A 12,579-nucleotide genomic window follows, 5' to 3' on the forward strand; every position below is an offset into this window, starting at 1 on the left:
TTTTGATTCAGTGTCCATAAAAAAAGGCCCTGCCTGCGCAGAGCCTCGTGTGCCAAGCGCGCAAGCTGCCTAGCAGCTTGCGGTGGCCATCAACCCAACCACTTGCGGGCGTTGCGCCAGACGCGCATCCAGGGGCTGAAGGCGGACTTGTCGCCCGAGGTCCAGCTCATCTGCACGTTGCGGAACACGCGCTCGGGGTGGGGCATCATGGCCGTGAAGCGGCCATCGGCCGTGGTCACTGCCGTCAGGCCACCGGCCGAGCCGTTGGGATTGAACGGATACTGCTCGGTCGGCTGGCCGTGGTTGTCCACATAGCGCATGGCCTTCACGACTTGGTCTGCATTCCCACGGAACTGGAAGTTGGCATAGCCCTCGCCGTGCGCCACGGCAATCGGCAGGCGCGAACCGGCCATGCCCTGCAGGAAGATGGAGGGCGACTCCAGCACTTCCACCATGGACAGGCGCGCCTCGAAGCGGTTGCTCTGGTTCTGCGTGAAGCGTGGCCAGTCCTGTGCGCCGGGGATGATGTCGGCCAGCTCGGCAAACATCTGGCAGCCGTTGCACACGCCAAGACCGAAGGTGTCCTGACGGCCAAAGAAGGTCTGGAACTGCTCGGACAGGCGGTCGTTGAAGGTGATGGAACGCGCCCAGCCAATGCCCGCACCCAGGGTGTCGCCGTAGCTGAAACCGCCACAGGCGACCACACCAGCAAAGTTCTTCAACTCTGCGCGGCCGGCCTGCAAGTCGCTCATGTGCACGTCGAAGGCGTCAAAACCGGCCTCGGTGAAGGCGTAGGCCATTTCCACGTGCGAGTTCACGCCCTGCTCGCGCAGCACGGCCACGCGGGGCTTGGCGGCCACGTTGATGAAGGGCGCCGCCACGTTGTCCTGGGGGTCGAACGTCAGGTGCACGTGCATGCCGGGGTCGGTGGGCTCACCGGCGGCGGCGTGTTCGCTGTCGGCACACACGGGGTTGTCGCGCTGCTGGCAGATCTTCCAGCTCACGGCGTCCCAGACCTGGTGCAGGTCGCTCAATGTCGCGCCAAACACCTTGTTCGCGTCGCGCCACACTTGCAGCTCGCCCTTGCCGGCGTCCACGGGGGACGATGCGGGGCGGGTCTTGCCGATGGTGTGGCTGCACTGGATCAGGCCGTGCTCACGCAGAACGTGCATGACTTCGGCGCGGTCGGCGGTGCGGATCTGCAGCACCACGCCCAGCTCTTCGTTGAACAGCGCGCGCAGCGTCAGGTCCTCGCGGCGGCCAGCCACCTGCTTGCCCCAGTTCTTGCCCTCGCCGCTGTCCATGCGGCTGTCGCTGATGCCGTCGCCTTCGGTGATCAGCATGTCCACGTTCAGCGCCACGCCCACATGGCCGGCAAAGGCCATCTCGGCCACGGTGGCCAGCAAGCCGCCGTCGCCCTTGTCGTGGTAGGCCAGGATCAGGCCCTTGGCGCGCAGTGCATTCACCGCATCGACCAGGGCGATCAGGTCCTTGGCGTCGTCCAGGTCGGGCGTCTCGTTGCCCGACTGGTTTAGCACCTGGGCAATGATGGAGCCGCCCATGCGCATCTTGCCGCGGCCCAGGTCGATCAGCACCAGGGTGCTGTCGTCCACCTCGGCGTTCAGCTGCGGGGTCAACGTGGTGCGTACGTCGTCGATGGAGGCAAAGCCGGTGATGATCAGGCTGACGGGCGAGGTGACCTTCTTGATCACACCCTCCTCGTTCCACTGCGTGCGCATGGACAGGCTGTCCTTGCCCACGGGGATCGAGATGTTCAGCGCGGGGCACAACTCCATGCCCACGGCCTTGACGGTGGCGTACAGCGCGGCGTCTTCTCCGGCTTCACCGCAGGCGGCCATCCAGTTGGCCGACATCTTCACCTTGGGCAACTCAATCGGTGCAGCCAGCATGTTGGTGATGGCTTCGGCCACGGCCATGCGGCCCGAGGCCGGGGCGTTGATGGCGGCCAGCGGCGTGCGCTCGCCCATGGCCATCGCTTCACCCTTGAAGCCCTGGTAGTCGGCCAGGGTCACGGCCACGTCGGCCACGGGCACCTGCCAGGGGCCGACCATCTGGTCGCGGTGGGTCAGGCCGCCCACGGCGCGGTCGCCGATGGTGATCAGGAAGCGCTTGGACGCCACGGTGGGGTGCGCCAGCACGTCGATCACGGCCTGCTCCAGCGCCACGCCGGTCAGGTCCATCGCGGGCAGCGTGCGCTCCACGCTGGTCACGTCCTTGTGCATCTTGGGCGGCTTGCCCAGCAGCACGTTCATGGGCATGTCCACGGGGAACTTCTGGTCGCCGGACTCGACCGCTGTGTCTTCCAGCACCAGCTGGCGCTCTTCGGTGGCCACACCGATCACGGCGAACGGGCAGCGCTCGCGCTCACAGAAGGCGGTGAACTGCGCCAGCGATTCGGGCGCGATGGCCAGCACGTAGCGCTCTTGCGATTCGTTGGACCAGATTTCCTTGGGCGACAGGCCCGACTCTTCCAGCTTGACGGCGCGCAGGTCAAAGCGCGCGCCACGGCCGGCGTCGTTGGTCAGCTCAGGGAAGGCATTGGAGATACCGCCGGCGCCCACGTCGTGGATGGCCAAGATGGGGTTCTCGGTGCCCTGCGCCCAGCAGTGGTTGATGACTTCTTGCGCACGGCGCTCGATCTCGGGGTTGCCGCGCTGCACCGAGTCGAAGTCCAGTTCCGCCGCGTTCGTGCCCGAAGCCATGGAGCTGGCTGCACCGCCGCCCATGCCGATGCGCATGCCAGGGCCGCCCAGTTGGATCAGCAGCGTGCCAGCGGGGAATTCGATCTTCTTGGTCAGCTCGGCGTCGATCACGCCCAGGCCACCGGCGATCATGATGGGCTTGTGGTAGCCACGGGTGATGTCGCCGACCTGCTGCTCGTACTCGCGGAAGTAGCCGGTCAGGTTGGGGCGACCAAACTCGTTGTTGAACGCCGCGCCACCCAGGGGGCCTTCGATCATGATCTGCAGCGGGCTGGCAATGTGCTCGGGCTTGCCGACTTCGCTGCCCCACAGCTTGGAGACGGTGAAGCCGGTCAGGCCGGCCTTGGGCTTGGAGCCACGGCCGGTCGCGCCTTCGTCACGGATTTCGCCGCCGGCACCGGTCGAGGCGCCGGGGAAGGGCGAGATGGCCGTGGGGTGGTTGTGCGTCTCCACCTTCATCAGCACATGGTTGGTCGCGACCTTCTTTTGATAGCTGGGCGCGCTGACTGTGCCTGCCTTGGCATCGAATTGGGCCACGAAACGCTCGACCACATGGCCTTCCATGATGGAGGCGTTGTCGGAGTAGGCCACCACGGTGTGCTGGGGCGAGACGGCTTCGGTGTTGCGGATCATGCCGAACAGCGACTTGTCCTGCTCCACACCGTCGATGGTGAACTTGGCGTTGAAGATCTTGTGGCGGCAGTGCTCGGAGTTGGCCTGCGCAAACATCATCAGTTCCACGTCCGTGGGATTGCGCTTGAGGTCATTGAAAGCGTTGACCAGGTACTCGATCTCGTCGTCGGCCAGGGCCAGGCCCCACTGCTTGTTCGCGGTTTCCAGCGCCGCGCGGCCGCCGCCCAGCACGTCCACAAACTCCATGGGCTGGGCCTGCAGGGTGGAGAACAGCTGCTCGGCTTCGGCACGGGTGGCGAAGACCGATTCGGTCATGCGGTCGTGCAGCAAGGCCGCGATCTGCGCGGTCTGCGCTTGCGACAGCTCGGGCTTGCCGCCCAACAGGCCGGACTTCACCTCCACGCGGTACTCGGTCATGCGTTCGACGCGGAACACCTCCAGGCCGCAGTTGCGCGCGATGTCGGTGGCCTTGGAGGCCCAGGGCGAGATGGTGCCCAGGCGCGGGGTGACGACCAGGGCCACACCGTCGCTGCCGCCGACATACGGGTCGCCATACGTCAACAAGGCCGCCAGACGCTGAGCTTGCTCGGCGGTCGGGGCGGCCTCGGTGGCAACCAGGTGCACAAATCGGGCGCTGATGCCCGTGATCTTGGGGTGGATGGCGACCAGATCGGTCAGGAGTTGCTGGGCGCGGAACGAGCTCAGGGCGTTTCCACCCTCAAACTGAGTCAAATGCAAGGTCACGAGGCGGCCTGTTTATGTGAAGGCTGGTCAAAAGCGCCCCGCCCTGAGGACAAGCACCAAGGCAGGGACGCTGAATTGAGAGAGTTGCGATTTTACCGGGTCGAATACCCTATATATGGAAAGCAATATGAGCAGGGGGAATAGACACATGCTTTGCACACAATCGCCAACACCCTGCTAGCAACTTCCCCAAGCGGGCCTGTGCCGCCACCGAAAGCCGGCCGATGGAATAATCCATGGCATGAGCATCACCATCAAAACCCCGCAAGACATCGAGCGCATGCGCGTTGCAGGCCGACTGGCTTCGGAAGTGCTGGACTACATCACCCCCCACATCAAGCCCGGCATCACCACCGCAGAGATCGACCGCCTGGGCGCCGAGTGCATGGCCCAGCAGGGCACCCGGTCCGCCACCATCGGCTACCAGCCCCCGGGCTACCCGCCCTACCCCGGCCACCTGTGCACCTCGCCCAACCATGTGGTGTGCCACGGCATCCCGAACGACAAACCGCTGAAAAAAGGCGACATCGTGAACGTGGACGTCACCGTCATCACCGAAGACGGCTGGTACGGCGACAACAGCCGCATGTTCCAGATTGGCGAAGGCACGATTGCAGGCAAGCGCCTGGACAGGCTGACGTTTGAAGCCATGTGGCTGGGCATCCAGCAAGTCAAACCGGGCAACACCTTGGGCGATATTGGCCACGCCATCCAAACTTTTGCCGAAAAGCACAACCTGTCGGTGGTACGCGAATACTGTGGCCACGGCATCGGTCAGAAATTCCACGAAGAACCCCAGGTGCTGCACTACGGCAAGCCCGGCACGGGCACGGTGCTGGAAGAAGGGATGGTCTTCACCATCGAGCCCATGCTGAACCTGGGCAAGCGCGAGGTGAAGGAACTGGGCAACGACGGCTGGACCATCATCACCAAGGACCGCAGCCTGTCGGCCCAGTGGGAGCTGATGCTGGCCGTGACCCAGACCGGCTACGACATCCTGACCTGGTCCGAGGGCTCGCCCACGCCGCCCGACTTCATCAGCGGCATCCGCACCTGATGCGGCACCGGCCCTGACGCCCTGTGACAAGGCAGTCCCGCTGCAGGCGGACTGCCTTTTTTCATGGCGGGATCGTGCACACTCGGGCTCCAGGTCCATGCCGCCGCCACGCCTTGCATATTTCTTGCTTGCCTGTGGTCCAGTTTTTGCCTGACAGGTCTTTCTTGCCATGAACATCGAACTCGGCGCCCTGCGCACTGCCTACCGCCAGGACAAGGCGACCCTCACCGACGCCTTGCGCACCCCTGCCAGCAGCACCCGGGGCATCCGCAGCGTGCTGCAAAAGCTCTCGCGGCTGACCGACCAGCACCTGTGTGCCATCCGCGCGGCCAGCGGGCTGCCGGCCGAGGTGGCCCTGGTGGCCGTGGGCGGCTATGGCCGCGAGCAGTTGTTCCCCGCCTCCGACGTGGACGTGCTGTTGCTGCTGCCCGGCCACAGCACCGAGGGGCACGCCCCGCTGAAGGAGGACCTGGAGCGCTTCATCGGCGCCTGCTGGGATGCGGGCCTGGAAATCGGCTCCAGCGTGCGCACCATCAGCGAATGCGTGGCCGAGGCCCAGAACGACGTGACCGTGCAAACCTCGCTGCTGGAAGCCAGGCTGATCGACGGCGATGCGGCACTGTTTGCCGAATTCCAGCGCCAGTACCGCGCCTCGCTCAACCCCAAGGCCTTCTTCACCGCCAAGACGCTGGAGCTGCGCCAGCGCCACATCAAGCACGAGGGCACGCCCTATTCGCTGGAGCCCAACTGCAAGGAATCGCCCGGCGGCCTGCGCGACCTGCACACCATCCTGTGGGTGGCGCAGGCCGCCGGCCTGGGCAGCAACTGGCGCGAGCTGGCGGCCAGCGGGATTGCCACCGAGTTCGAGGCGACGCAGCTGGAGCGCAATGAGGCCACGCTGAGCCTGATCCGCGCCAAGCTGCACGCCCTGTCGGGCCGGCACGAGGACCGGCTGATCTTCGATTTGCAGACCGCCGTGGCCGAGTCCTTCGGCATCCAGAGCCACACGCCCGTGGGTGAGACCATGCCCGTGCGTGCCAGCGAGGTGCTGATGCGCCGCTACTACTGGGCGGCCAAGGCGGTGATGCAGCTGCAGCAAATCCTGCTGCTGAACATCGAGGAGCACCTGTACCCGAACAATGCCGAGCTCAAGCGCATCGACGACCGCTTCTTCGACAAGGACGGGCTGATCGAGGTGGCCAGCGACGACCTGTACCAGAAGGACCCGCAGGCCATCCTGGCGACCTTCCTGACCTATCAGAAGTCGCCCGGCCTGCGCGACCTGTCGGCACGCACGCTGCGTGCCCTGTACAGCGCGCGCGACCTGATGGACAACACCTTCCGCCAGGACCCGGTGAACCGCGACACCTTCATGCAGATCCTGCAGGAGCCGCGCGGCCAGACCCATGCCTTCCGGCTGATGAACGCCACCTCGGTGCTGGGGCGCTACCTGTGGTCCTTCCGCCGCATCGTGGGCCAGATGCAGCACGACCTGTTCCACGTCTACACCGTGGACCAGCACACGCTGATGGTGCTGCGCAACATGCGGCGCTTCTTCATGGCCGAGCACGTGCACGAGTACCCGCTGTGCTCGCAACTGGCCAGCGGCTGGGACAAGCCCTGGCTGCTGTACCTGGCGGCGCTGTTCCACGACATCGGCAAGGGCCGCGGCGGCGACCACTCCGAGATCGGCGCTATCGAGGTGCGGCGCTTCGCCCGCCAGCACAACATGGCCGCCGAGGACGCCGAGCTGGTCGAATTCCTGGTGCGCGAGCACCTGCAGATGAGCACCGTGGCGCAAAAGCAGGACACCAGCGACCCGGACGTGATCCGCGCCTTTGCAGAGCGCGTGGGCACCGAGCGCCGCCTGACGGCGCTGTACCTGCTGACCGTGGCCGACATCCGCGGCACCAGCCCCAAGGTCTGGAACGCCTGGAAGGGCAAGCTGCTGGAAGACCTGTACCACGCCACGCTGCGCGTGCTGGGTGGGCGCGCGCCCGATGCCGCCGCCCTGGTGGAGGCGCGCAAGCGCGAGGCCCAGGTGGCCCTGGCCCTGACGGCCCAGCCCTACGAGTCGCACAAGGCGCTGTGGGACACGCTGGATGTGAGCTACTTCATGCGCCACGAGCCGGCCGACATCGCCTGGCATGCGCGCCAGCTGTCGCGCCACGTGGGCAGCCCCGTGCCCGTGGTGCGCGCGCGCCAGTCCCTGGTGGGCGAAGGCGTGCAGGTGCTGGTGTACGCCCCGGACCAGTCCGACCTGTTCGCCCGCATCTGCGGCTACTTCGACAACGCCGGCCTGATGGTGGTGGACGCCCGCATCCACACGGCGCGCAATGGCTATGCGCTGGACACCTTCCAGATCGCCTCCGAGCAGCTGCAGATGCACTACCGCGAGCTGACGACGCTGATCGAAAACGGCCTGCCCCAGGCCATCCTCAGCAAGGAGCCGCTGCCCGAACCCGGCAAGCGCCGCCTGTCGCGGCGCGTGCGCAGCTTCCCCATGGTGCCGCGCGTCACGCTCACGCCGGACGACAAGGCGCAGAACTGGCTGCTCAACATCTCGGCCAGCGACCGCGCCGGCCTGCTGTATTCCGTGGCGCGCATCCTGGCGGCGCACGGCCTGAGCGTGCAGCTGGCCAAGGTCTCCACCCTGGGCGAGCGCGTGGAAGACAGCTTCCTGGTGCAAGGCCCGCGGCTCAACAGCAATGCCCAGCAGCTGCTGATCGAAACCCAGCTGGTGCAGATGCTGCAGGAGTGAGCCACGGCCCGCACGCGGTCCGAAAAAAAGAGCGCCTGGCGCAGGCCTGACAAGGATTTTAGAGGGTTTTGACTCTGAAAGCCTTGCAGATCCTGCGCCAGGCGCTTTGTTATTGGAAGTGGCTCCACCGGCACCAGGCCCCTGCAGGCCCCTGCAGGCCCGTGCGCCACACCGCTCAATAGTGCGGTGGCAGCTCGTCGCGCAGGTTGCGCGGCGCGCCCTGCCCGCCTTCCGGCACCTGCTGGCGCAGCTGCCGCACCTCGTTGATCAGCGCGTCGATCTGCTGCTGCTGGCGGTAGATGGTCATGTTCAGCTGCTCCAACAGATCGTCGGTGTAGCTGGCCTTGACCTCCAGGTCCATGATGCGCGCCTCCAGCGCCTCGGCCGTGGGCTGCTCGCTCATGCCCGCAGCGCCTTGGCCAGGCGTGCCACGCCTTCGCGGATCTTGTCCTCGTCCGCCGTCGCGAACGACAGGCGGAAGGTGGACAGGTCGGGGTGCTGGCTGAAGAACGGGGCGCCCGGCACAAAGGCCACGCCTTGCGCGATGGCCTGCTTGGCCAGCACGTTGGCATCGGCCAGCGCACCGTGCGCGCCGGTCAGGCGCACCCACAGGAACAGGCCGCCCTGCGGCTCGGTGAATGCCACGGCATCGCCCAGCTCGCTGCGCAGCGCCGCCATCATGGTCTGGGCGCGCTGGGCATAGACCTTGCGCACCTTGGCCAGCGTGGCGGGCATGTGGCCGGCCAGCAGGTAGTGCGCCGCGGTGGCCTGGGCAAAGGTGCTGGTGTGGGCGTCGCTGAACTGCTTGCACATCACGGCCTTGGCCAGCAGCTCGGGCGGTGCGATCAGCCAGCCGATGCGCAGGCCGGGGCTGAGCACCTTGGACAGCGAGCCGCAGTGCGCCAGCCAGTCGCGGCTGCCGGGCACCTCGCTGGACAGCGCCAGCAGGCTGGCGGGCGGAGGGGCGTCGAAGTACAGGTCGCCATACGGGTCGTCCTCGACCACCAGGGTCTGGTACTTCACGGCCAGCTCCAGCACGCGCTGGCGGCGCTCCAGGCTCAGCGTGGCACCGCTGGGGTTGCCGAAGGTGGGGATCAGGTAGACCAGCTTGGGCTGGTGCTCGGCGATCAGCTTTTCCAGCTCGTCCACGATCACGCCCTGGCTGTCGATGGGCGCGCTGATCACTTCAGCGCCGTACAGGCGGAAGCACTGGATGGTGGCCAGGAAGGTCGGGCCTTCGACGATCACCTTGTCGCCGGGCGAGATCATGCACTTGCCCAGCAGGTCCAGCGCCTGCTGGCTGCCCGTGGTCACGACCAGGTTGTCGGCGTACACATCCTTGGCGCCCTTGGCCGCGGTGAAGGCGGCCAGCTGTTCGCGCAGCGGCATGAAGCCTTCGGTCGCGCCGTACTGCAGGGCCAGGCCGGCGTCCTGGGCCAGGGCCTTCTGGGAGGCCTCCTGGATGCCCGCCACGTCGAACATGGCGCTGTCGGGAAAGCCCCCGGCAAAACTGATGATTCCGGGCTTGCCCAGCAGCTTGAATAATTCACGGATCGCGGATGTTTCTACGTTGTCCAAACGTTGTGCAAACTGCATGGAGCATGTCCTCTCGGTAAAAATCCAGTGCCTGGTGCCGGGGCTGTGCACCAGACAGGCAGCGGCCTGCCGCCTATGCGCTGCATTATCGCGCCTGCCACAGGCCACACCGCGCCATGGCTGGCCACCGCCGCCCGGCGCTTGAAGCAAAATCCGCAGTTGCCATCCCCACCGAGCGCCATGAAAAAATCCGAGATCGTGCCCTTCTTCACCCTGCTGCGCGACGCCAACCCCAGCCCGCAGACCGAGCTGGAATACACCACCGTCTTCGAGCTGCTGGCGGCCGTGCTGCTGTCGGCCCAGGCCACGGACGTGGGCGTCAACAAGGCCACGCGCAAGCTGTTTCCCGTGGCCAACACGCCCCAGGCCATCCTGGACCTGGGCCTGGAGGGGCTGGAGGGCTACATCAAGACCATCGGCCTGTACCGCAGCAAGGCCAAGCACCTGATGGCCGCCTGCCGCATCCTGGTCGACCAGCATGGCGGCCAGGTGCCCGCCACCCGCGAAGCCCTGGAGGCCCTGCCCGGCGTGGGCCGCAAGACGGCCAACGTGGTCCTGAACGTGGCCTTCGGCCAACCCACGATGGCGGTGGACACGCACATCTTCCGCGTCAGCAACCGCACCGGGCTGGCCCCCGGCAAGACCCCGCTGGAGGTGGAAAAGCAGCTCCTCAAGCGGGTGCCGGACGAATTTGCCGTGGACTCCCACCACTGGCTGATCCTGCTGGGCCGCTACGTCTGCCAGGCGCGCAAGCCCAAGTGCTGGGAATGCCTGGTCGCGGCGCATTGCGATTTCAAGCCCAAGACCGCCGCGCCCACCGGACGCGCCTAGGCCCGGGCCCGCAGCGCTTTACCGACCCTGCCCGCCACAGGCTCGGTGTGGCGAGTTCAGCCCATGAAAAAAGCCCCGCACAGCGGGGCTTGGAGGGGTCGACGGCGTGCCGTTCAGTGGGCCGCGAAATCGTGGCGTTGCACGGCACGGCGGGCCGCCCAGTACTGCAGCGCACGCGGCACGATCAGCACCAGCAGCACGATCACCACCAGCGTGAGCGACATGGGGCGTTGCAGGAAGATCCAGAAGCTGCCCTCGCCGATCGACACGGCGTTGCGCATCTGCGCTTCGGCCAGCGGGCCCAGGATCATGCCGACCACCACGGGGGCCGTGGGGAAGTCGAAGCGGCGCATCAGCACACCCAGCAAACCGATACCGTACAGCAGGAACAAATCGAACGTGCTCTGGCGCATGCCATAGGCACCGACGGTGGCGAAAATCAGGATCCCGGCGTACAGCTGGGGGCGGGGAATCTTCAGCAGCTTCACCCACAGGCCCACCATGGGCAGGTTCAGCACCAGCAGCATCAGGTTGCCGATGTACAGCGAGGCGATCAGCGCCCACACCAGGGCACCGGCGCTGCTGAACAGCTGGGGCCCGGGGTTGATGCCGTAGTTCTGGAACGCGCCCAGCAGCACGGCCGTGGTGTTGCTGGTAGGAATGCCCAGCGTCAGCAGCGGAATCAGCGCCGCCGTCACCGTGGCGTTGTTGGCCGCCTCGGGGCCGGCCACGCCTTCGATGGCGCCCTTGCCGCCGAACTCGGCCTTGTCCTCGCCCTTGGCCAGCTTCTTCTCGGTGGCATAGCTCAGGAAGGTCGGGATTTCCGTGCCGCCGGCGGGAATGCAGCCAAACGGCGTGCCGATGATGGTGCCGCGCAGCCAGGCCGGCACGGAACGCTTCCAGTCACGGCGCGTCATGTGCACGCGCGTCACCTTGTTCTGCGACTGGTCGACCTTGCCTTCGTACAGGGCCGCGTACAGCACCTCGGCCACGGCGAACAGGCCCACGGCCACCAGCACGATGTCCACGCCGTCCATCAGTTCCATCTTGCCGCCGGTGTAACGGGCCGAACCGGTGATCTGGTCCATGCCCACGCAACCCAGGGCCAGGCCGACGAACAAGGCCGTCATGCCGCGCAGGCTGCTTTGCCCCAGCACCGCGCTCACGGTGGTGAAGGCCAGCACCATCAGCATGAAGTACTCGGGCGGGCCCAGGCGCACGGCAAAGTCCGCCACAGTGGGCGCGAACAGCGTCACCACCACGGTGGCCACCGTGCCCGCCACGAAGGAGCCGATGGCCGCCGTGGCCAACGCCGCGCCGGCGCGGCCACTCTTGGCCATCTTGTTGCCCTCCATGGCCGTGACCATGCTGGCGGTTTCCCCCGGCGTGTTCAGCAGGATGGAGGTGGTCGAGCCCCCGTACATGGCACCGTAGTAGATGCCCGAGAAGAAGATCATGGAGGCGGTGATTTCCACCTTGGCCGTGATCGGCAGCAGCATGGCCACAGCCACGGCAGGGCCGATGCCCGGCAGCACGCCCACGGCCGTGCCCAGGGCGCAGCCCAGCAACGCCCACAGCAGATTGATCGGAGTGGCCGCCGTGGCAAAGCCTTGCATCAGTGCGTCGAACATGTCCATCACAGCCACCCTGTTTCCGTCAGACCTGGCAGGTTGATGGCCAGGAACTGTGTGAATGCCCAGAACACCGGGGCCGCAATCGTGAAGCCCACCAGCACGTCCTTGAGCAGGGCCTTGCCGCTCAGGGTGCCCGTCTGGCCCTGGGCCCGGCGCAGGCCTTGCACGGCCAGGGTGAAGCACAGCGTGCAGCTGATGATGAAGCCCAGGTGCTCGATCAGTCCGGCATTGAGCAGCAGACCCGCAGAGACCCAGACGAAGGGGCCGACATCGGCCTTGGCACTGCCGCCGGGCTCACCTGCCTTGCGGTAACCCCCAGTCAGGGCCTCCCACACCAGCCAGACGCCGCACAGGGCCAGCACCGCGGCACACAACCAGGGCAGAAAACTGGGGCCTACGCCGCCGTAGCCGGCGTCGCCGGCAATCTGGCTGGCACCGACGCCCATGCCCACGGCGACCAGCACCACCCCCACACCCACGGCGGCTTGCCAGCGCGCGGACGGAATTGCACTGTGCCAGGCCGGCTCGGCGGGCACAGGGTTCAAGCTCTCAGACATGCAGAGCTCCTTTAAGAGAGAAATCAGGCTCTAGCGCTTGTGC

The 12,579-nt window shown here is 66.5% G+C and carries 8 protein-coding genes; 3 read left to right on the forward strand and 5 right to left on the reverse strand.

The genetic code is table 11. The annotated features are described in order from the left end of the window. Positions 1-89 precede the first annotated feature (89 nt). Positions 90-4,100 carry a phosphoribosylformylglycinamidine synthase gene (purL, locus tag KAQ61_RS10145; RefSeq protein WP_210929095.1) on the reverse strand — a complete coding sequence of 1,337 codons (4,011 nt, stop codon included), beginning with the start codon at positions 4,098-4,100 and terminating at the stop codon, positions 90-92. A 241-nt stretch (positions 4,101-4,341) separates the two neighbouring features. Here purL and map point away from each other — a divergent pair, with 241 nt between their 5' ends. Both map and KAQ61_RS10155 read left to right on the forward strand, forming a co-directional pair. Then, positions 4,342-5,157 (forward strand): type I methionyl aminopeptidase, encoded by an 816-nt coding sequence (gene map / locus KAQ61_RS10150; protein ID WP_210929096.1) that lies wholly within the window; start codon positions 4,342-4,344, stop codon positions 5,155-5,157. 169 nt (positions 5,158-5,326) lie between these two features. After that, on the forward strand, positions 5,327-7,918 hold the full coding sequence (locus KAQ61_RS10155) for a [protein-PII] uridylyltransferase (protein WP_210929097.1): 2,592 nt from the start codon (positions 5,327-5,329) through the stop codon (positions 7,916-7,918). A 175-nt stretch (positions 7,919-8,093) separates the two neighbouring features. Here the strand turns inward: KAQ61_RS10155 and KAQ61_RS10160 are convergent, their stop codons facing one another. After that, complete coding sequence (locus KAQ61_RS10160; protein WP_210929098.1) at positions 8,094-8,321, reverse strand: SlyX family protein; 228 nt, start codon at positions 8,319-8,321, stop codon at positions 8,094-8,096. Next, positions 8,318-9,514, reverse strand: a complete 1,197-nt coding sequence (locus tag KAQ61_RS10165) for an aminotransferase-like domain-containing protein (protein WP_210929099.1) — start codon at positions 9,512-9,514, stop codon at positions 8,318-8,320. The genes KAQ61_RS10160 and KAQ61_RS10165 overlap by 4 nt, the downstream gene beginning before the upstream one ends. A 180-nt stretch (positions 9,515-9,694) precedes the next feature. On the opposite strand from KAQ61_RS10165, the gene nth reads away from it, so the two are divergent. Then, the gene (gene nth, locus KAQ61_RS10170; RefSeq protein ID WP_154163357.1) at positions 9,695-10,345 is read left to right on the forward strand and encodes an endonuclease III; all 651 of its coding nucleotides are present in this window, start codon (positions 9,695-9,697) and stop codon (positions 10,343-10,345) included. 113 nt (positions 10,346-10,458) lie between these two features. Here nth and KAQ61_RS10175 read toward each other — a convergent pair whose 3' ends face one another. Both KAQ61_RS10175 and KAQ61_RS10180 read right to left on the reverse strand, forming a co-directional pair. After that, entirely contained in the window at positions 10,459-11,982 is a 1,524-nt protein-coding gene (locus KAQ61_RS10175) for a tripartite tricarboxylate transporter permease (protein WP_042416104.1), read from the reverse strand. Beyond that, a complete protein-coding gene (locus KAQ61_RS10180) occupies positions 11,982-12,536 on the reverse strand; it encodes a tripartite tricarboxylate transporter TctB family protein (RefSeq protein WP_042416107.1) in 555 nt (184 codons plus the stop codon). The genes KAQ61_RS10175 and KAQ61_RS10180 overlap by 1 nt, the downstream gene beginning before the upstream one ends. Positions 12,537-12,579 lie beyond the last annotated feature (43 nt).

This window comes from Comamonas aquatica, assembly GCF_018064205.1.
Taxonomy (GTDB): domain Bacteria; phylum Pseudomonadota; class Gammaproteobacteria; order Burkholderiales; family Burkholderiaceae_C; genus Comamonas; species Comamonas aquatica.

What these genes read in the sequence shown, in the direction of transcription:
- KAQ61_RS10155 (WP_210929097.1), top strand. Translation starts at nt 5,327, where the DNA reads ATGAACATCGAACTCGGCGCCCTGCGCACTGCCTACCGCCAGGACAAG.
- map (WP_210929096.1), top strand. Translation starts at nt 4,342, where the DNA reads ATGAGCATCACCATCAAAACCCCGCAAGACATCGAGCGCATGCGCGTT.
- KAQ61_RS10175 (WP_042416104.1), bottom strand. Translation starts at nt 11,982, where the DNA reads ATGGACATGTTCGACGCACTGATGCAAGGCTTTGCCACGGCGGCCACT.
- KAQ61_RS10180 (WP_042416107.1), bottom strand. Translation starts at nt 12,536, where the DNA reads ATGTCTGAGAGCTTGAACCCTGTGCCCGCCGAGCCGGCCTGGCACAGT.
- nth (WP_154163357.1), top strand. Translation starts at nt 9,695, where the DNA reads ATGAAAAAATCCGAGATCGTGCCCTTCTTCACCCTGCTGCGCGACGCC.
- KAQ61_RS10160 (WP_210929098.1), bottom strand. Translation starts at nt 8,321, where the DNA reads ATGAGCGAGCAGCCCACGGCCGAGGCGCTGGAGGCGCGCATCATGGAC.
- KAQ61_RS10165 (WP_210929099.1), bottom strand. Translation starts at nt 9,514, where the DNA reads ATGCAGTTTGCACAACGTTTGGACAACGTAGAAACATCCGCGATCCGT.